Below are 20,649 nucleotides of genomic sequence, written 5' to 3'. Positions count from 1 at the left end.
AAAACCATCTTGCAACATCATCTTTCGATTATGTATGTCAAAACCCTGAATGGTCTTTCGCTGAACGGAGCATGGCAAATGCAGCTCCGGCTTTATGCCGGGTGGATGGCCTGCGCCGCGCTGGCGTTTCTTTTTATGGGGCACAGCCTCCTGCAATATCCCGGCCTTTTACTAACGATCCATCTGCTGAGCGGCACCGCGGTGATCCTTTACGCGCTTGTTGTGAAAAAAGAGAACTTCCGCTTTGTACCGCAGATCCACGTAACGGCGCAAACAATGGCGCTGGCCTTTCTGATGGGGCTTTCGCTGATCGTGCTGAAAGATGCGGTGACGCAGTGGCTGCCGCTGCCCTACTGGCCGGAAGTATCCTTCACGGCGGTGGACACGGGCTCCCTGTACCGCATTGCCGGTTCGGTGATGCTCGCCGCGTTCATGGAGGAGATATTGTTCCGGGGGATCATCATGGAAGCCCTGCTGCAACGCTATTCCGGGAGGATCGCCCTGTTGCAGAGCTCCCTGCTTTTCATGCTGGCGCACCCCGATCCTTCGCAGATGCCGGGCGCTTTCCTGCTCGGATTGCTGACCGGCTATTTCTACCTGCGGCAGCGCGACCTGTGCATGTGTTTCTTCATCCACCTTACCACCAACGTGGTCACCGCCATTATGATGCTGAACAGTTCGCTGTTCTTCAGCACCATGGAGCCGCAGTTCTATTACGGCCTGCTCATTGCGGGCGTGCTGGTGCTGTGCACAGGGTATTTCCTGTTGAAGAAATTTACCGTGCTACTTACCAAATAAGAGCTTGGCGAGCTTCGCATCGTGACCGTACACATCGTCGCGGAAGTTCAGCTGGCCGTTGCTGTTCACCCATGCGGTGAAGTACCCGATGAACACGGGTATCTTTTCTTTCAGCGTTACATACTTTTCCTTGCTGGCATTCATCGCCTGGTCGATCTTCTTTTCCGTCCAGCTGGAATCGTTGCGCAGCAGCCATTGTGCAAGGCGCTTCGGCTCCTGTACGCGGATGCAGCCATGGCTGAAAGTGCGTTTGGTTTCAGTGAAGAGGCCGCGGGACGGCGTGTCGTGCAGATAAATATTGTATTCGTTCGGGAAGAGGAATTTCACTTTACCGAGGGAATTGGCGCCGCCGGGTTTCTGCCGCACGATATACGGGAAGTTGGAGCCTTTGTACTGATTCCAGTTGATCGATCCGGGGGAGATGACCTTGCCGCTGGCGCCCACCACTTCCATATTATGACGGGAGAGGTAAGACGCGCCGCTGCGCCGGATGCCGGGCAGCACTTCATTGCCGAGTATGCCGGGGGGCACGTTCCAGTATGGACTGAACACCACGTATTTCATTTCGCGGCTGAAGATCACCGTGCTGGCGCCGGGCGTGCCCACCACCACGTTGCAGGACCATGCCAGCTTGCCGCCTTCGTACACGTGCATTTTGAACTCGGGAATATTCACGAGGATATAGTCCGTGGATACTTCCACCGGCACCCAGCGCAGGCGCTCCATATTGAGCAGCAGCTGGTGCATGTAATGTTCTAGGGGACGGTTGAGCGCATCCAGTGTTTGCTGGCGGATTACACCGTCCACTTTATGCCCCATACGGTACTGATATTTCCTCAATGCGGAATCCAGCAGGGGCGTGAACAGGAAAGTGGTGTCTTTTTCTTTCAGGTCTCCCAGCAGCTGCAGCCGCGTTTTCACGCCGGCGATCACCGCCGAGGAGTCGCCGCTTTTAAAGGTGACGGTTTTCTTTTCGATCTTCAGGGAGTCCCAGCGGGGATGGGATTTCACCAGCGTAGCCATTTTCTGCAGCTCGTCCCGCAGCAGCTTGTATTGCCGGTTCACGGGCTCTTCCACGGAGAGCACTTTCTTCGGATTGGCGATGATCGTGTCCAGCACGCTGTTCACATCGATCTTTTTCCGCGGGATGTACCATTCCAGGTCGCGCGCCGAGTCGCTGGTCATGCCGCCCCATACCTTGTTCGCATATACGAAAAACTGCCCGGTGAGGGTCAGCTCGGTGGTAGCCACCACAGGATCATTGCGGTTCACGTTGGCGCCGCGCAGGGCCATGGTGTCGTACAGGGATTGCAGCTTGCTTTTTTCCAGGGAGCTGTCTACGCTGATGCCGTCGTTCACATCGCTGCGCATCATATTGATAAGGCCGCCGGCCTGTTCGGTAATGCCTTCCTCGTTGATCCAGGCGAAGTGATAGCCGCGTTTGCGGTAAAATTCCCGCATCTGTTCGCCATATTGGGCGTATTCAGCGTGCTTTTGCAGGAATTCTCCCACCTTGTTACTGTCCAGCGGAATATTGATGTATTCCTGTTTGGTATAATGGCTCGTATCGCGGAGCACGGGTTGTTTACCGGATCTTCCGCCTTGGCGGCAGGCGGCTAATAAAACAACGGCGGCCAGTAACAGGTGTAGTTTCTTCATAAAGGCGAATGTTTTTCCCAAGAGGATAACAATAATATGTTCAGTATGTTGTGTTTCAATGATATCAACAATCATGCAAATGTAAATTATGCGGAACAATTCAGCAGGCGGCGGCTTCGCCCGGCTTCAACACATCCGTATTTGCATCAACAAAAAAGGAACAGACAGGCGCTGTTCCTTTTTTAAATATTTTCTGTTGTGTAATGTAACCTTATAGTTTGATCTCTTCGTCGTTTGCGTCAAAAAACCGGTATTCTGTGAGGTGGTAGTTGGAGTCCGCCCGCAGCTTGATCCACTTTTTGTACTTGAAGTACCACTGCCACTGCCGCGATCTGAGGAACCATCCTTTTGTCAGGTATGAGTGGAGGATGGGGTGGATGCGGATGGTGAGGCCCTTGTGCTGGTGGTTGAGCAGGTAGAGCAGGTTCTTTTCGATGTCTTCCACAATGAGCATGGAAGCGCCGATCTTGCCGGTGCCTTTGCAGGCGGGACAATCTTCCGCAACGGAGATGGTGATCTCGGGTTTCACACGCTGGCGCGTGATCTGCATCAGGCCGAACTTGGAGATGGGCAGGATGGTGTGTTTGGCCCGGTCCTGCGCCATGAATTTCTCCATGGCCTCGTATACGTTCTTTTTGTTTTCGGGCAGTTTCATATCGATGAAATCGATGATGATGATGCCACCCAGATCGCGGAGCCTTAACTGGCGCGCGATTTCGGCCGCGGCCTCGAGGTTGGAGGCCAGGGCGTTCTGTTCCTGGTTGTTGCTGGAGCTTTTGTAGCCGCTGTTCACGTCTATCACGTGCAGGGCTTCGGTAGCTTCAATAATGAGGTACACCCCACTGTCCAGGTTCACCGTTTTCCCGAAGGAAGCCTTCACCTGGCGGGTGATGCCAAAATGATCGAAGATGGGGGCGCCGTTGTGGTAGTAGGTCACAATGTCCTGCTTCTCGGGCGCAATCTTCTGGATATATGTTTTGGTATCGGTGTAGATGTTCTTGTCGTTGATCACGATGCGGTTGAAGCTCTCGTTCAGCAGGTCGCGGAGGATACTGGTGGTCTTTGTCTGCTCACTGAGTATCTTTTGCGGGGCCTGGGAGTTGCGCAGGTTTTCCTGGATGGTCTTCCAGGTGTTCACGAGCGTGGTGAGGTCTTCATGCAGCTCCGCGGTTTTCTTTCCTTCCGCGGCGGTGCGTACGATCACGCCGAAGTTATGCGGCTTGATGGCTTCCACGATCTTCTGCAGGCGTTTTCTTTCTTCTGAAGAGTGGATCTTTTTGGAAACCGCTACCACGTTGTTGAACGGGGTGATCACGATAAACCTGCCGGGCAGCGATATTTCACAGCTCAGGCGGGGGCCTTTCGACGAGATGGGCTCTTTGAGGATCTGTACGAGGATGTTGGGTTTGCCGCCCAGCACTTCGGTGATCTTGCCTGTTTTGATGATCTCCGGTTCATTCTTGAACTTGGCAAAGTCGAACGTTTCGGATTTATCGGTGATGGCCTGTTGGGTGAATTTGAGGATGGAGCGGATGTAAGGGCTCAGGTCGGTATAATGCAGGAATGCGTCCTTTTCAAAACCGACATCTACGAAGGCTGCGTTCAGCCCGGGGATGAGCTTTTTTACCTTGCCCAAATAAAGATCCCCCACTGCAAAATTGGGGTTACCGCTTTCGTGGTGCAGCTCGACCAATTTTTTATCTTCCAGCAATGCAATTTCAACACCGGATGGTGCGGCATTTATAATCAATTCCTTATTCAAGCGTCAAAATTTTATCCATAAATACTTCACTTTAATGCTTCCTCCTGCTAAAGAACAGGGTACAGCATGCCCAAATGATTTACCGGTACGGGAAGGGACCGGCTTCACTACGAGATGACGAGGATTGCAAAGGGTTCAGTGATATACAGGTAAAGTACGGATTATATGGGCCGACCTACGAAAACGACCTGCATGACTTCAGCAATTTAATGATTATCGCTAAAACCATGCAGGATTACAAAAAAAATTTATCTGGTCTGCCGTTCCTTCAACTTATACCTGAACAGTATAAATGGCGGGGAAACAGAAGCAATTATTTCTTGCCTTTCTTATGACGATTCTTTCTCAGCCTTTTTTTCCGTTTGTGGGTTGCTATTTTATGTCTCTTTCTTTTCTTTCCGCAGGGCATGCTAAAAAAATTTTTAATGTTTTAAAATGTATTATTGAATGCTTTTAATGTACTCATCGATCTCTGCCGCCAGGGAAGGGTCTTTAATGAGCTTGCGGCACTGCCGGAGCAGGTCTACCGCTTTGTCTTTCTCACCCTTGTTCTGATAAGCTACGGCCAGCAGGAACAATGCTTTTGGTTCGTCGGGACGGCTTTTCAGCACCGTTTCCATTCTTTCGATCGCTTTATCGAACTGTCCGGAGGTAATGCTGAAATTCGCCAATGTAAGCTGCGCGTCCAGGAAATCAGGGTTCCTTTCCGCCACATCCCTTAACATTGCGATCCCTTTCATGGGCTCATTGGTATTGCTGACCAACAGGGAACCCAGCTTTATTTTCAGTGTGTCATTGTTTGGTTGCAGCGCGATAGCCTTATCCAGCAATTCCATGGCGTTGTTCGCCTCCCACATTCTTACGCCCGCGTCCTGGGTGTGCGAGAGATGGTCTAAAAATAAATTGGCTGCAAAGGTGAGGCTTTTTCCGGAATTTTCCAACTTAGCGGCTTCAGCGAGGTAATATGCCGCTACGGGCAGCTCGTTCAGGCTGTCCCAAAGGGTGTAAAGTTGCATGTAGGCGGTGATCTGCTGGGATTTCACATCGCCCCGCACGACGGTATTTTCGAGACCGGTGATCTCGGCCAGCTTTTCTGCCGGCACTCTTTCTTTCGCTTTCTGCAGTAAATCCTTAAAATCCGCTACAGCAGCCTGGCCCTGCGGCATAGCGCCACCAGAAGCATGTGCATGATCATGCTCTTGCACCTTTGGCGTGATACGGCCAAATGCGTACAGTACCGTTACAGCAGCAACAGCAAGGCCAATGAGGAGTAGTTGATTTCTTCGCATCCTAAAAAATGTTAGGATGCAAATCTAAGAACTTTTAAGCTTCTTTACTTCGGCAACAAACTCTTTAGATGGCTTAAATGCAGGAATGTAGTGCTCTGGGATTTCCACAGCAACATTCTTTTTGATGTTCCGGCCAATCTTGGCTGCACGTTTCTTGGTAATGAAGCTGCCAAATCCGCGAATGTAGATATGCTCGCCATTTGCCAACGCTTCCTTTACCTCCTTGAACATGGCTTCGAGTGTTACTAACACATCTACTTTCGGAATGCCGGTTTTTTCAGCAATGTTGTTAATCAAATCAGCTTTTCTCATAATGAAGCGGAGGATTACTTGTTTTCAAAGTTATTAAAAAAATTTTAATTGCTGAATTTTCAAGCAAATAAAATTTATCTTTTTTTATTATGGATAGCAGCCGCTAAAAATACGTTTATTTGTGCTCCCGGAGCAGGCATAATCCGCTCTAATCCAGTACTAACGAAGACTTCGGGAACACGAATATATAAAAAAATAGCAACATATATAAATTATTTTGGGCAAATGACCGATACAAAGAGATTTTTTACGGACTGTCTCCTTACCTGGAACCGCCTCCATAACAGCCGCAGCATGCCCTGGAAAGGTGAAAAAAATCCCTATAAGATCTGGTTATCAGAGATCATCCTGCAGCAAACCCGCGTAGAACAGGGCTGGCCTTATTATGAACGCTTTATAACAAATTACCCGGTGGTGGAAAAGCTCGCGGCGGCTCCGGAAGAAGAAGTATTCCGCCTCTGGCAGGGCCTCGGATACTACGCCCGCTGCAAGAACATGCTGGCCGCGGCGCGGGAGATCGCCGGCAAACATAAAGGCGCGTTCCCAAATACATACGAAGGCATCACTTCCCTGAAAGGCGTAGGCGCCTACACGGCAGCTGCCATCGCCTCCTTCGCCTTCAACCTCCCGCATGCCGTGCTGGACGGCAACGTGTACCGCGTGCTGGCCCGCTTCTTCGGGATCGATACGCCTACGGATACGACCGCCGGCAAGAAACTCTTCACACAGCTGGCGCAGGAAGTGCTGGCCAAAGACCAGCCGGCGACCTATAACCAGGCCATCATGGATTTCGGCGCGGTGGTCTGCAAGCCGCAGCAGCCGCTTTGCACAGCATGCCCCCTCGCCTCCCGCTGCGAGGCCCATCAAAAGGGATTGACGGACCTGGTGCCGGTGAAATCCAAAAAGCTGGTCATCAAAAAAAGATTCTTTCACTACCTGCTCCTGGAACAGCAGGACCACGTGTACATCCGCAAGCGCACCGAAAAAGATATCTGGCAGAACCTCCATGAATTCATTCTCCTGGAAACACCCGCGCCCGCCAATGATACAGACCTTCTCCAATCCCCCGCATGCCGCCGCCTCCTGGGGAAACACCGCTACAGGATCGTCGGTTCCACTGCGGAAATAAAGCAGCAGCTGACGCATCAGACCATTCACGCCCGCTTCATCCGGCTTTCCGTAGGCGCCGCTTTCCCGGCGCCGGACGGCTTTCAGCCCGTTGCAACCACCCAGTTGAAAAAGTACGCCTTCCCCAAGATCATTGTTGACTACCTCCAGCGGTAAACGGGCATGCTTTTAGCAAGATTGTCACAAAGAGCGCATTGGCAAGGCGTTAGCGGCCAATGCGAACGGCAAAAATTCTATTCGTTGATTTGAAAAAAGCATTAACTTTAGAAAGGTTGACCGTAGAGAAGAATTATTAATAGGACAGATTAAAACCTACAATTATGAGAGGTGTTAATAAAGTAATCCTGATTGGCAATCTTGGCAGAGACCCCGATGTTCAATTCCTGGAAGGCAATATCGCCGTGGCCAAATTCTCCCTGGCCACAACAGAAACTTTTAAAGACCGTGCCGGCAAACTGATCTCACAAACAGAATGGCATACCGTTGTGCTATGGAGGGGACTGGCCGAACTTGCCCAAAAATACCTCCATAAAGGCAGCCTTGTTTACATCGAAGGACGCCTGCGTACGCGCAGCTGGGAAGATAAAGAAGGCAATAAAAAATTCGCTACCGAAGTGGTAGGCGATAACCTTGTTATGCTCGACAAACGGATGGACGTTAACAACGGAGACCACCCGGCCGCACATCACCACAGCGGCGGACAAGGCTCCGGATCACACGGCGAAGGATACACAGGCGTCGAAATACCGCCCATGAGCGAACCCGCGGATGACCTGCCCTTCTGACCCATCAAATTAAGTTTTTACATACTATCTTCCGTAACGGTACATTCTTTATATTTGCATGCGGGAAAGCGATTCAATCATTCAAGACCTGAATTACTTTCCCATTATTTTTGACCAAAGCTTAAATATCTTGGCTTACCTATCGGCTAGCATTTTACCATTCAAGAGTGTTTTGTTACAAGATCTGGCGGCACCTGCGCCCAACGTGGTCGTGTTTTTGCTGGTCATATTCACATTGCTGCTGCTGACCTTCATTGTTTCCGGCGCCGAAGTGGCGTTCTTTTCCCTCAATTACAAGGACCTGAACGTGCTGAAAACCCGGCAGAGCAACGCCGGCAGAATGATCACCCGCCTGCTCGAAAAACCCAAATCATTGCTGGCATCCCTCCAGATCGCCAACATCCTGTTCAACATCGCTTTCATCTTCATTACCAACTACCTGATAGCGCAGGTGGAATCGCTGCGGGATTGGGAGTTCCTTTCCTTCATCGTGCGCATTGCCATCATCACCCTGGTACTGCTGTTCTTCGGGCAGATACTGCCGAGGGTATGGGCCACGCAGCACAACATGCGCTTTGCCACCTACTTCGCCTGGTTCGTGCATATCATTCACGCCACGCTGGAACCCGTCAGTAATTTCTTTGTGAGCATGAGCGAAGGCATTGAAGCGCGGCTTTTCCACCGCAGCACGCGCCCCATCAACTACCACGAGATCGATGAAGTGATCGAAATGAGCGTGGAGCCGGGCGCCTCACAGGAAGAAAAGAACATCGTCCGCGGCATCCTCAAATTCGGCAACATCGCCGTAAAGCAGATCCAGCGCACACGGCTGGACGTAAGCGGCCTCGAATACGACATGCCCTTCCGCGAGGTCATCAAAACCGTAGCCGATCTCCACTACTCCCGCCTGCCGGTGTACAAAAACAATCTGGATACCATTGTAGGCGTTGTACATACCAAAGACCTGCTGCAGCATCTCAACAAACAGGACAACTTCGACTGGCATGAAGTGCTGCGCCAGCCGTTCTTCGTGCACGAGCACAAACTCATCGAAGACCTGCTCAATGAATTCCAGACCCGCCATATGCACTTCGCCGTGGTGGTAGACGAGTTTGGCGGCACTTCCGGCATTGTTACGCTGGAAGACATCATGGAAGAAGTGATCGGGGATATCAAGGACGAGTTTGATGAAGAGGAATTCAATTTTTCAAAAGTCAATGATCATACCTACGTGTTTGAAGGCAAGACCATGCTGAATGACGTTTGCCGCATCATGAACATTGCGCCGGATACTTTCGAAGCCGTCAAAGGCGAAAGCGATTCCCTCGGCGGACTGATCCTCGAGCTTTCCGGGAAGTTTCCCGAAGAGAACAGCGTGCTCAGCTATGAGCAATATGATTTCACCATCCTCGAGGTGACGAAGATGCGCATCCAGAAAGTGCAGGTGAGCTTCAAACCCGGAACGGAAACTGAATGAGCGAGTTGTGAACAAAGTAATTTACATTTTCATCGCGGCCCTGCTGCCCGCCCTTACCGCCTGCCAGCAGCAAAGCTTCACGCCCAAGCCACGCGGGTATTTCAGGATCGATCTTCCTGAAAAGCAATACCGCCTCTTCGACGAGCCCGGCTACCCCTACTCCTTCGAATATCCCGTTTACGCCAACATCGTGAAAGACACGCTCTTCTTCGATGCAAAGGCCGAAAATCCCTGGTGGATCAACGTGGATTTCCCCGAACTGAACGGAAAGATCTATATGAGCTATAAAGCCATCGGCGCGCAAAATTCGCTGGACAACCTCGTCCGCGATGCGTTCAAGCTCACTTACAAGCATACCGCCAAAGCGGAATCCATCGAGGAAAGCGACATCAATACCACCAACCATGCCCACGGGCTGTTCTACGAAGTAGGCGGTAACGCCGCTTCCGCAAAGCAGTTCTTTGTAACGGATTCCACCCGCCATTTTTTGCGCGGAGCGTTGTATTTTTACGCACCGCCCAATGCGGATTCATTGGCGCCGATGCACAAATTCCTGGAGGAAGACATGTGGCATATGGTGGAAACGCTGAAATGGAAAGCTAACTGAGAGAACGATGATAGTGATAGATGATAAATACATCAGTGACGAGGTGGTGGAGAAAAACTTCGTATGCAACCTCACGGCCTGCAAGGGCGCCTGCTGCGTGGCGGGAGATTGCGGCGCGCCGCTGGAAGAAGCGGAACTGAAAATACTGAAAAAGATCTACCCGAAGATCAAACCGTACCTGCGCGAAGAAGGCATCCGGGAAATAGAGCAAACCGGCCTGCACACGTGGGACGATGAGCACGGCCATGTAACGCCGATCGTGAACGGCGCCATCTGCGCCTACGCTACCATCGATGAAGGCGGCCATGTGGGCTGCGGCATCGAAAAGGCTTATAAGGACGGCGTGGTGGATTTCAAAAAACCCATCTCCTGCCACCTCTACCCCATCCGCATCACAAAGTACGAGAGCTTCGACGCGGTGAACTACGATAAATGGAGCATCTGCAAGCCCGCCTGCAAACTGGGGAATCAGCTGCAGGTACCGGTTTACAAATTTCTGCAGGAAGCCATTACCCGCAAGTATGGCGCGGAGTTCTACGAGGTGCTGGACAAAATAGCGCAAAAGCAGTACAGTGCAGGATAACAGCGGATCACTTTTTGACTATCTTTACAGACATGAATAAGACGGCAAGCACCTTTCTTTCCGAAAGTGAAATAAAAGCGGCTGATCTCGGTCACCGCAATACGATCAACTTCAACATCGGCAAATACAACGCCGCGGTAAAAAACGGCAAGCTGCAGTTCGCCGAGCTGCCCACCGCGCGTGAGCGGGCGAAGAACGTGAAGTGGAAGGCGATCGAGAACCTGGACAAACACCTGGAAGATTTCGAGATGAACTTCATGAAAAGAGGTGGAAAGGTGATCTGGGCCGAGAACGCGGAACAGGCGCGGGAAGAGATACTCGCCATCTGTAAAGCGAAAAACTGCAAGACCGTTGTGAAGAGCAAATCGATGGCCACCGAAGAGATCCATCTCAACGATTTCCTTCAGAAAAACAATATCGAGAGCGTGGAAACGGACCTCGGCGAATACATCCAGCAGCTGGACGATGAGCCGCCCTACCACATTGTAACCCCGGCCATGCATAAAAGCAAGGAGCAGATCGCGCAGCTCTTCCACGAAAAGCTCGGCAGCGACCCTTCCTTCAACCCGGAACAGCTCACGCTCGTAGCCCGCGACAAGCTCCGCCAGAAGTACCTGGACGCGGAAGTGGGCATCACCGGCGCCAATTTTATCATTGCGGACATCGGCGGCATTGCGGTGACCGAAAATGAAGGCAACGCCAGGCTGAGCACCTCCTTTCCAAAAACGCACATCGTGCTGGTGGGCATTGAGAAAGTGCTGCCTTCCATCAACGACCTGGCTTTGTTCTGGCCGCTGCTGGCGACTTACGGCACCGGCCAGCAGATCACCTCCTACAACACCATCCTCTCCGGCCCGCGCCAGGAAGGTGAAATAGACGGACCGGAAGAAATGTACGTGATCTTCATGGACAACGGCCGCACCAACATCCTGAAAGACGAAGTGGCCCGCGAAAGCCTGTACTGCATCCGCTGCGGCTCCTGCCTGAACGCCTGTCCCGTTTACAAGAACATCGGCGGGCATACTTACAAGACCACTTACAGCGGTCCCATCGGCGCGGTGATCACGCCTCACCTGCAGGGTATCGAAAAATACATGCACCTGAGCTTCGCCTCTTCCCTTTGCGGTAACTGCACGGAGGTTTGCCCGGTACGTATCAACCTGCACGAACTGCTGCTGCATAACCGCCACAAGGCCGTGGAGGAGCATCATACTTCCGGCGGTGAAAAGATCGGCTGGTATGGCTGGAAGCAGGCTTGTTTGAGCCGCAGGATGATGAACCTGGTAGGCGGGAAAACGAAGAACCTGGTGATCGGGAAATTGTTCGGAAGAGCATGGGGGGATGATCGCGCGCTGCCGGTATTTGCGCCGAAGTCTTTCAACCAGCTGTGGAAGGAAAGGAATAAATAAGTTTGATCAGGATATTCAGGGAAGGCGTTCTTTAAGAGGATGCCTTTTTTTATGGTCGTTGCTGTATAACGATGGGCACCTTCACCTCCGCGGTCCCGCGCCTTTTGCCGGCGGCAGGCTTCCACTTCGGGCCTTCTTTAACGATGTTGATGGCCGCCTTGTCCGCTTCCCGGCTCAGGCTCCGGATGACCCTGAAATTCCGCAGCGTGCTGTCCGGCATAACGGTAAAGGATATATGTACTTCTCCGGAAACCGGTGTTATATTCCCTTCTACCGGTATTATTTTCTTTGATTGCAGGTAAGCCTGATACGCATCTTCTCCGATTGCCGGCGATGGGGGGATGACGGGCTTTTTCGCTTTGCCGCCATATCCTACCACCACTACGTCGTTCAGGGCGGCGTCATTTGCGGGCAGCGCAACGTTTACCTTGCTGGTGTTCTGCGCAACCGTCACATTTTTCCGCTCATATCCTATATAAGAAAAGGCGAGGTTCACTTTTTCCTTTTTGTCCACCTGCAATGCAAATCCGCCGGCTGTATCCGTTATCACGCCGCGGTTGGTGCCGCTGAGAGATACAATTACGCCGGGGAGCCTGCTTCCCGTTTTTTCATCGATCACCACGCCGCTGATCAGGCGAACGTTTTCATCTGTATGGGCGTTGGAATATTTCGAGGGTTCGCCGGAAATGTATCCTTCCACTTTTTCGCCTTCTTTGGCGATCAGTTGCTGGCTGTCCCGCACCGATGATATGCCGCGGATCATGATGGTATCTATCTTTCGGGGTTGCTTTGCCATGACGGATGGAGCAGCGTTTGCGCGGGCGATGTCTGCTGCGGCTTCCTGCCGGGCAGTGTTTACGCGGGCGGCTTTCGCTGCTTCCTGTTGCCGGGCAGCGTTTGCGCGAGCAAGGTCAGCTGCTTCCTGTTGCCGGGCCGTGTTTAGGCCGGCGAGGTCAGCCGCCTCCTGTTTTTCGTCTGTTCTGACGGGAGCAGGCGGTGGTGTTTTCTTAGCGGCGGCCTGTTTTTTAGCGGCGCTTTGTTCCGGTTGCTGTTCAGACGCCTGCGCTAAATCCGGTGCCGTTGTTTGCGTTGGCTGGTGCGCCGGGGTTTGCTCGCCGGGCGGCATCGGCCGTGGAACGGCTGTATCTTTTTCTTCCGCCCGCGTTACAGCCGTATCCTCCTTCTTCAGCGGATCGGCCTGCACAATGTCCACATCCTTCCGTCCCGTCCTGTTCATCAACATAACAGCCGTAATGCATAACAGTATCAGTACGGAAGCCGCGGCCAGCCAGCGGTATTCCATTTTCCGCAGGATGCCGCCGGATTTCGGTGGCTGCACCCGTTTTTCCAACCTGCTTTGCAGGTCGGCCAAAGCGGGGCGCTGATCGGCATTTTGACGGGCATATCCTTCCAGCGCTTCCGCCAGGAAGGGATCGTCCAGCGCCTGCCTTTCAATGGCATGCATGGTCCGGTCATCCAGTTTTCCCTCGAGGTACTGGCGGATGAGCGCGGCGGTGATATGTAATTTATTATCAGCCATTAATTTTTCTCCATGCAGATCTTCAGATTCCGTTTACCGTTCTGAATATAACTTTTTACTTTATTCATTTCGTATCCCGTAATATCCGCCACCTCGCGGTAGCTTTTTTCCTGCAGGTAGAACAGGTCTACGCTGCGTTTTTGCTCCTCCGGCAGGATATCCAGGCATTTTTCCATGGCCTGGAGGTTGTTTTCCAGGCTGAATCCGTTATCAGGATGATTATTTTCGCCGGTTTCCATAAATACGTGCTCGTCAATGGAAACGGTCCTGCCTTTGGTGGCCCGGATCTTCATCAGGCAATGGTTCCGGCTCAGCACGTGAAGCCAGCCCCGGAAATTTTGTATCTCATGCTGTTTCACTTTGCCGATCAGCTCTTCAAAAATGTGCATGACGGCGTCTTTGGCGGATTCTTCGTCGAGGTACTTGAGGCAGACGCCATACACGAGGTCCATATACCGTTCATACAACGCTGCCAGGAACTCCAATTGGCCGGTTTCTTTGTAGCTCCGGACCAGTTCGGCGTCATCGGCATCCTTCATCATATGTTGCTGCAGGAAAGGCATCTGTGTTGGCAATACTACATAAAAAAAGGCTGTCTTTCAACAGCCTTTCCTATATGCTATGGAACCATTTTTTAGTGACGGAAGTGGCGCATGCCGGTGATCACCATCACCATACCGTTTTCTTTACAGTAGTTGATGGAATCATTGTCGCGGATAGAGCCACCGGGCTGGATTACAGCGTTAATACCCTGCTCATGCGCGATGCGTACGCAATCGTCGAAGGGGAAGAATGCGTCGGAGGCCATGACAGCGCCTTTCAGGCTGAAATCAAACTGATGCGCCTTTTCTATGGCGTGGCGCAGCGCATCGATGCGGGAGGTCTGGCCACAGCCTTTACCTACCAGCTGCTGGTCTTTCACCAGTGCGATAGCATTGGATTTCAGGTGCTTGCAAACGATGTTGGCAAATTCCAGGTCCGCTTTCTGGGCGGCGGTGGCGGGTTGCGCTCCGGTATCGTTCCAGGTATCGAAGCTGCCGTTGTCGTTATCCTGCACCAGTACGCCGTTCAGCACGTTCTTGAACATCTGCGGCGTTTTCACCGGTTGTTTCTGCAGCAGCAGGATGCGGTTTTTCTTTGCCTGGAGGATTTCCAGCGCCGCGGGTTCAAATGCGGGCGCGATCAGTATTTCGAAGAATATTTCGTTGATGGCTTTAGCTGTTTCGGCATCTACGGGCTTGTTGCAGGCCAGTACGCCGCCAAAGGCGCTTTCCTTGTCGCCGGCCAGTGCGGCTTCCCATGCAGCGGCCAGTGTGGGCCTGCTGGCAATGCCGCAAACGTTGGTATGCTTGATAACGGCGAAAGTAGTTTCGGTGAACTCAGCGATCAGCTGTACGGCGGCATCTACGTCTACCAGGTTGTTGTAGGAAAGCTCCTTGCCATGCAGCTTGTCGAATATCTCATCGAGGTTGCCGTAGAAAACTCCCTTCTGGTGGGGGTTTTCGCCGTAGCGGAGTACCTGGCCGGGGTGCGCGGACAGCTGGAAGTTGTTTTTTTCTTCGTCGCGCATCCACCAGCCGGCGATAGCCACATCATAGTGGGCGCACACTTCGAAAGCTTTTGCGGCGAACTTGCGGCGCTGTTCCAGGGTGGTGGAGCCGTTGCCATCTACCAGTGCTTTCTCCAGGTCCGCATACTGGTTTTTGGACGCCACGATCACCACGTCTTTATAATTCTTGCCGGCCGCGCGGATCAGGGAAACGCCGCCGATGTCGATCTTTTCTATGATGGACTGCTCTTCGCTGGTGCTTTTTACGGTTTCCTCGAAGGGATAGAGGTCTACTATCACCAGGTCTATTTCAGGTATCTCGTATTGTTTCAGCTGTTCCAGGTCCTGGGGGTTCTCACGGCGCGCGAGGATACCGCCGAACACTTTAGGGTGGAGGGTTTTCACCCGTCCGCCGAGGATTGAAGGGTAAGCAGTCAGATCTTCCACGGCTACACATTTCACGCCAAGGTCTTCAATAAATTTCTGCGTACCACCGGTGGAATAAATGGTCACGCCCTGCTGGCCCAATGTTTTAACGATATTCTCCAGGTTATCTTTATAGAATACGGAGATCAAAGCCGATTTGATTTGCTTCTGCATGCAACAATTATAATTAGAGATTTATAACAAAGGCCCCTTCATCCGGAACCGAAAAGCAGCGCAAAGGTAGTTCGTTACAAGCATTTTTCCACTTCCGGATGAGGAAAGCTGCGTTGGAAGCGTCAAAAATTATTACGTCGTATATAAAAAAATCGTGCAAACGACTGATATCGACCTTTGAATTGTGTGATAATAAAATATAATTTATCCGCATGGGACGGAGGGGTGATCTTTTAGGCAGCGGCTGGGTCAGGCGGAGCAGAGTTTTGTTGCCAAAGGAGATCAATTCACTGGGATGGCTATACGAAGTGGAGTTGATCTCATGGTAAAGGACGGGTACACGGTTTTTGTTAACGGAAGGCCGGTAGGATGCATTAGCGGCCTGGCCGGAAAGGTATCTAATGCTTTGATGAGCTGGCGATAGCTGCTCCCTGGCAGCCGTTTGTATAACGGAAGAATGTCTTACCCGGTAAAACGCGGCGGCAGCCTCCGTCTGCCGCTGCAATAAATGCAGGCTGTCCGCATACAACCTGCTTGTTTGCCCGCTTACACATTCAACAGCCGTCAGGCGCGGTGCATTATAGACAATAATCCGCTGCTGCTGTTTCGCTGAAATCCGCACGGATGCCAGCCACCCGGCAAAGACCGAACTGATCCCGAGCAGCCAGTAACAGCCGGCCTTCCATTTTGCCAGCAGCCAGGCGCACAAGGCTATCGTCATTCCATACAGACAAATCGTTTGCACCAGGTCGATATAAATCTGGCTGGTTACCGCGCCGGGAATGCGATCGATCCACTGAATGAGGGTGTTCATCGCCATAATCCCCCATTCCGTCAACTTGCCCAACCAGCCCGCGATCAACGGCCAGGCGGCAAAACACATCAGCAATATTTCGGCATACAACAATATCGTGGAAAGCGGTACGGCAATGACATTTGCCAGCAGAAAAAGATTGGGGAACTGATGAAAATAATAAAGACAAACGGGCCATGTGAAAACCTGTGCCGCCAGTGAAACAGCGATCATCTGCCAGAGCTTGTCCAGCCATTTGTTTTTGATCATCCACCAGTCATACACCGGCCGGTAACAAAGGACGATGCCCGCCACGGCGAGGAAAGACAGCTGGAAACCCGCGTCCAGCAGGAAGTAGGGATTATAGCAAAGCAGGAGAAAAGCCGCTGCGGCCAACGTATTGTAAATGTTCGTATGCCGGGAGATCATGAACTGGCCCACCGCGATGGTGGTGAACATTACGGCGGAGCGCAGCACCGAGGCGGAAGCGCCGGTGAGCAGCGAAAAGGCCCACAGCACGAGTATGAGCAGCAGTGCCTTACATACTTCCATCCATCTTCTTTTCGGCATCCATTTTAATAACTGCAGGAGTGTTACATAGATCAGCCCGAGATGCAGACCGGAAATGGCGATGATATGCACGACGCCGGTGTTCGTATAGGCTTGCACGATCTCTTTGTCCAGCTCCTCACGATAGCCTATCAGCAATGCCTGCGCAATGCCGTATTCCTCACGGTGAGGGATATACGTTCGGAGCGTCAGCAGGCAAAATTCCCGGGCGCGGAAAAGCCGGTCGTTCAACCAGTTCTTTTCGGTGCCTGGCAGCTGCCGCCACTGGCTGTTACGCAGGAAAGCCTGGTGGAAGATATTCCGGTAGCTGCAATACCTGCCGTAATCGAACTCACCGGGATTGCCCATTCCTTTGATGGGTCGCAACACCGTGTGCACCAGCAGCCGGTCGCCATACTGCAGCGGCGGTTCTTCGCGGAAGTAAAACAAGGCTCGGCCGCGTACGGGCTGCACTTTTTCATCCTGCACCAGCGCGGTAATTTCCACTTCCGCTTTCCATGAATTTGCTTTTTTCACCGGCGGCTCCTGCAGCACGGCGATCAGGCGGCAGGTATCTTTTGCATGGTGCCCTACCCAACCGGGATAACGCCGCGCGTCCGCACATTGCATGAGCAACAGCCCGAAACAGGCAACGGCCAGCAGCAGGCAAGCGCCCCGGACATTCCGCAGCGCAAAGCGCCAGGTGACGGGCATCGGCAGCAGCGATACCGTTATGAAAACAATAAAACAGATGGGAATAAAAGGGAGCCGAATATACAGGCCGGCGATCATGCCGCTGATGAGCGGTATGATCAAACGCAGGAACGGCGCGCGTTTCCAGAGATTAACAAACATGCAAACAATGGTTTTGTTACTTCAAGGTACGGAAAAAAAGAGGCGTACCTTTTTTTGATACGCCTCTTGAAAATTTATTTACTCAGGTGCATGCTCCTTTCTTTGTAGAGCGTTCTGAAGTAAGGATCTCTCAGGTCTTTGATGAAGCGGATGGCTTCGCCCGTGGATTTCATTTCAGGGCCGAGCTCTTTGTTCACGCCCGGGAATTTATTGAAAGAGAACACCGGTTCCTTGATGGCAAAGCCTTTCAGCTTCTTCTCTATTTTGAAATCGGTCAGCTTGTTGGCGCCGAGCATCACTTTGGTAGCGATATTCAGGTAAGGCACCTGGTACGCTTTTGCGATGAACGGCGTGGTGCGGGATGCGCGGGGGTTGGCTTCGATCACGAATACCTGTCCGTCCTTGATGGCGAACTGGATGTTGATCAGGCCGCGGATGTCCAGCGCCCTGGCGATCTTTTCCGCATAATATTCCATCGTGGTAACGATCATGTGGCTGAGATTGAACGCTGGCAGCACGGCGTTGCTGTCGCCACTGTGGATGCCGGCGGGCTCAATATGTTCCATCACGCCCATCACGTGGAAGTTCTCGCCGTCGAAGATGGCGTCTATCTCGGCTTCCTGGCAGCGGTCCAGGAAGTGGTCGATCAGGATCTTGTTGCCGGGGAGGTGTTTCAGCAGGCTCAGTACGGATTGTTCCAGCTCTTCTTCGTTGATCACGATCCGCATGCGCTGACCGCCTAAAACGTAAGAGGGGCGCACCAGTACGGGGTATCCCACTTCTTTCGCCACTTCTATCGCATCGTCTGTATTGTAAGCGGTGCCGTATTTCGGGTAGGGGATGCCCAGTTCTTTCAGCAGGTCGGAGAAACGGCCGCGGTCTTCCGCGATGTCCATATTATCGAAAGACGTACCGATGATCTTTATTCCTTTTTCAGTGAGGTGTTTGGCGAGCTTCAGCGCGGTTTGCCCGCCGAGCTGTACGATCACGCCTTCCGGTTTTTCGAGTTCGATGATCTCCCAGAGGTGTTCCCAGAATACGGGCTCGAAGTACAGCTTGTCCGCCATATCGAAGTCGGTGGACACTGTTTCGGGATTACAGTTCACCATGATGGCTTCGTAACCGCATTCCTGGATGGCCTGCAGGCCGTGGGTGCAGCAGTAGTCAAACTCAATGCCCTGGCCGATCCTGTTTGGACCGGAGCCGAGCACGATCACTTTTTTCTTTTCGGTGGGGATGCTTTCGTTTTCGGTGTCGAAAGCGGAATAGAAATACGGTGTTTTCGCTTCAAACTCCGCGCTGCAGGTGTCTACCATTTTGTAGGTGCGCACGATGCCGGCGGCTTTCCGCTTTTCATATACTTCCTCTTCCTCGCAGTTGCCAAACAGCAGGGCGAGCTGTTTGTCGGAGAAGCCCATTTGCTTGGCTTCTTTCAACAGGCCCTCCGGTACGGATTCGAGGTCATGTTCCATCAGTTGTTTTTCGATGGTAACGATATCGTTGATCTGGTGCAGGAACCAGCGGTCTATCTGTGTGGCCTGGTGCAGGGATTTTACGGACATCCCTTCCATCAGCGCGTCTTTGATGCGGAAGATGCGGTCCCAGGTGGGGCGTTTCAGCTTTTCTACCAGCTGCTCGCTTTTCATCAGCGATTTGCCGTAGTAGCCAAGCCCTACCGCTTCGTTTTCGAGGCTTTGACAAGCTTTTTGAATGGCTTCGGGGAATGTGCGGCCGATAGCCATCACCTCACCTACGGATTTCATCTGCAGGCCGAGCGTATCATCCGCGCCTTTGAACTTGTCGAAGTTCCAGCGGGGCATTTTCACGATCACATAGTCCAGCGCGGGCTCAAAGTAAGCGGAGGTGGTTTTGGTGATCTGGTTTTTCAGTTCATCGAGGCTGTAGCCGATAGCCAGCTTTGCGGCGATCTTGGCGATGGGATAACCCGTTGCTTTGGACGCCAGCGCGGAGGAGCGGCTTACGCGGGGGTTGATCTCGATGGCGATCAGTTCTTCGTTCTCTGGATTGAGGGCAAACTGCACGTTACATCCGCCGGCGAAGTTGCCGAGCTTGCGCATCATTTCGATGGCTTTGTTCCGCATGTCCTGGTAAGCGGTATCGCTGAGGGTCATGGCGGGGGCCACGGTGATGGAGTCGCCGGTGTGGATGCCCATCGGATCGAGGTTCTCCACGGTACAGATGATCGCCACGTTATCGTTCATGTCGCGCAGCAGCTCCAGTTCATATTCTTTCCATCCCAGTACGGCTTTTTCTACCAGCACTTCGTGGATGGGGGATGCTTTCAGGCCGCGGTCCAGCGCTTCGTCCAGGTCGTCTTTCGTATGTACGAAGCCGCCGCCGGTGCCGCCGAGTGTAAAAGAAGGGCGGATTACCAGCGGGAAGCCGATCTCCTGCGCAAACTCCTTGCCTTCGAGGAAGGAGTTTGCGGTGCGGGCCGGCGCTACCTGGATGCCCAGCTCGATCATCCACTGGCGGAACTGTTCACGGTCTTCCGCTTTATCGATGGCTTTGATGTCTACCCCAATGAGGCGGACATTGTTTTTCTCCCATATTCCAAGCTCGTCCACGTCCTTACAGAGGTTGAGGGCGGTCTGGCCTCCCATGGTGGGCAGCACTGCGTCTATCTCGTTTTCCTCCAGTATCTGCTCAATGCTTTCCACGGTGAGCGGCAGCAGGTACACCCTGTCAGCCATCATCGGGTCCGTCATAATAGTAGCCGGGTTGGAATTGATCAATATCACTTTAATTCCTTCTTCCCGCAGCGAGCGTGCCGCCTGGGAGCCGGAATAGTCAAATTCGCAGGCCTGACCAATAATAATGGGACCGGAGCCGATAATAAGGACAGATTTGATGGAGGTGTCTCTGGGCATTTTTTTTTATTAGCTATTGATAATGAAAAACCATGCGATCTCCTGTACGATCGTACAAAAAAA

16 protein-coding genes are annotated in these 20,649 nt (G+C 52.4%); 7 read left to right on the top strand and 9 right to left on the bottom strand.

Annotation, left to right across the window (positions count from 1 at the left end; all coding sequences use genetic code 11):
- The first annotated feature begins 30 nt into the window (after positions 1-30).
- Positions 31-798 (top strand): CPBP family intramembrane glutamic endopeptidase, encoded by a 768-nt coding sequence (locus CCY01nite_RS07990; protein WP_146859466.1) that lies wholly within the window; start codon positions 31-33, stop codon positions 796-798.
- Here CCY01nite_RS07990 and CCY01nite_RS07985 read toward each other — a convergent pair.
- From CCY01nite_RS07985 to CCY01nite_RS07970, 4 genes are all read right to left on the bottom strand, one after another.
- Positions 784-2,457 carry a L,D-transpeptidase family protein gene (locus CCY01nite_RS07985; RefSeq protein ID WP_186830962.1) on the bottom strand — a complete coding sequence of 558 codons (1,674 nt, stop codon included), beginning with the start codon at positions 2,455-2,457 and terminating at the stop codon, positions 784-786. The two genes, CCY01nite_RS07990 and CCY01nite_RS07985, sit on opposite strands and share 15 nt — an antisense overlap.
- A 211-nt stretch (positions 2,458-2,668) precedes the next feature.
- A complete protein-coding gene (locus tag CCY01nite_RS07980) occupies positions 2,669-4,219 on the bottom strand; it encodes an Rne/Rng family ribonuclease (protein ID WP_146859462.1) in 1,551 nt (516 codons plus the stop codon).
- 440 nt (positions 4,220-4,659) lie between these two features.
- The gene (locus CCY01nite_RS07975) at positions 4,660-5,508 is read right to left on the bottom strand and encodes a tetratricopeptide repeat protein (RefSeq protein ID WP_146859460.1); all 849 of its coding nucleotides are present in this window, start codon (positions 5,506-5,508) and stop codon (positions 4,660-4,662) included.
- A 24-nt stretch (positions 5,509-5,532) separates the two neighbouring features.
- Positions 5,533-5,820 carry an HU family DNA-binding protein gene (locus CCY01nite_RS07970; RefSeq protein WP_029464490.1) on the bottom strand — a complete coding sequence of 96 codons (288 nt, stop codon included), beginning with the start codon at positions 5,818-5,820 and terminating at the stop codon, positions 5,533-5,535.
- Positions 5,821-6,045: 225 nt separating this feature from the next.
- On the opposite strand from CCY01nite_RS07970, the gene mutY reads away from it, so the two are divergent.
- The 6 genes from mutY to CCY01nite_RS07940 all read left to right on the top strand — a co-directional run bounded on the left by mutY (position 6,046) and on the right by CCY01nite_RS07940 (position 11,809).
- Positions 6,046-7,104, top strand: a complete 1,059-nt coding sequence (mutY, locus tag CCY01nite_RS07965; RefSeq protein WP_146859458.1) for an A/G-specific adenine glycosylase — start codon at positions 6,046-6,048, stop codon at positions 7,102-7,104.
- A 164-nt stretch (positions 7,105-7,268) separates the two neighbouring features.
- Positions 7,269-7,733: a single-stranded DNA-binding protein gene (locus CCY01nite_RS07960; RefSeq protein ID WP_146859456.1), complete on the top strand. Its 465-nt coding sequence runs from the start codon at positions 7,269-7,271 to the stop codon at positions 7,731-7,733.
- Positions 7,734-7,905: 172 nt separating this feature from the next.
- Positions 7,906-9,210 carry a gliding motility-associated protein GldE gene (gene gldE, locus CCY01nite_RS07955; RefSeq protein ID WP_246129883.1) on the top strand — a complete coding sequence of 435 codons (1,305 nt, stop codon included), beginning with the start codon at positions 7,906-7,908 and terminating at the stop codon, positions 9,208-9,210.
- Positions 9,211-9,217: 7 nt separating this feature from the next.
- The gene (gene gldD, locus CCY01nite_RS07950; protein ID WP_146859452.1) at positions 9,218-9,817 is read left to right on the top strand and encodes a gliding motility lipoprotein GldD; all 600 of its coding nucleotides are present in this window, start codon (positions 9,218-9,220) and stop codon (positions 9,815-9,817) included.
- Positions 9,818-9,824: 7 nt separating this feature from the next.
- Positions 9,825-10,400, top strand: a complete 576-nt coding sequence (locus CCY01nite_RS07945) for a DUF3109 family protein (protein ID WP_146859450.1) — start codon at positions 9,825-9,827, stop codon at positions 10,398-10,400.
- A gap of 32 nt (positions 10,401-10,432) precedes the next feature.
- A complete protein-coding gene (locus CCY01nite_RS07940; protein WP_146859448.1) occupies positions 10,433-11,809 on the top strand; it encodes a LutB/LldF family L-lactate oxidation iron-sulfur protein in 1,377 nt (458 codons plus the stop codon).
- A 49-nt stretch (positions 11,810-11,858) separates the two neighbouring features.
- Here CCY01nite_RS07940 and CCY01nite_RS07935 read toward each other — a convergent pair whose 3' ends face one another.
- The 5 genes from CCY01nite_RS07935 to carB all read right to left on the bottom strand — a co-directional run bounded on the left by CCY01nite_RS07935 (position 11,859) and on the right by carB (position 20,586).
- A complete protein-coding gene (locus CCY01nite_RS07935; RefSeq protein ID WP_146859446.1) occupies positions 11,859-13,349 on the bottom strand; it encodes a carboxypeptidase-like regulatory domain-containing protein in 1,491 nt (496 codons plus the stop codon).
- Entirely contained in the window at positions 13,349-13,891 is a 543-nt protein-coding gene (locus tag CCY01nite_RS07930) for an RNA polymerase sigma factor (RefSeq protein WP_246129882.1), read from the bottom strand. Before CCY01nite_RS07930 ends, CCY01nite_RS07935 begins: the two co-directional genes overlap by 1 nt.
- A 92-nt stretch (positions 13,892-13,983) precedes the next feature.
- Positions 13,984-15,498: a bifunctional phosphoribosylaminoimidazolecarboxamide formyltransferase/IMP cyclohydrolase gene (gene purH / locus CCY01nite_RS07925; protein ID WP_146859444.1), complete on the bottom strand. Its 1,515-nt coding sequence runs from the start codon at positions 15,496-15,498 to the stop codon at positions 13,984-13,986.
- Between the two features lie 13 nt (positions 15,499-15,511).
- Entirely contained in the window at positions 15,512-17,695 is a 2,184-nt protein-coding gene (locus CCY01nite_RS07920) for a ComEC/Rec2 family competence protein (RefSeq protein ID WP_146859442.1), read from the bottom strand.
- A gap of 74 nt (positions 17,696-17,769) precedes the next feature.
- On the bottom strand, positions 17,770-20,586 hold the full coding sequence (carB, locus tag CCY01nite_RS07915; protein ID WP_146859440.1) for a carbamoyl-phosphate synthase large subunit: 2,817 nt from the start codon (positions 20,584-20,586) through the stop codon (positions 17,770-17,772).
- Positions 20,587-20,649 lie beyond the last annotated feature (63 nt).

The sequence above is a fragment of the Chitinophaga cymbidii genome (genome assembly GCF_007992715.1).
Classification (GTDB): Bacteria; Bacteroidota; Bacteroidia; order Chitinophagales; family Chitinophagaceae; genus Chitinophaga; species Chitinophaga cymbidii.
This window is presented reverse-complemented; position numbering and strand designations above follow the sequence as displayed.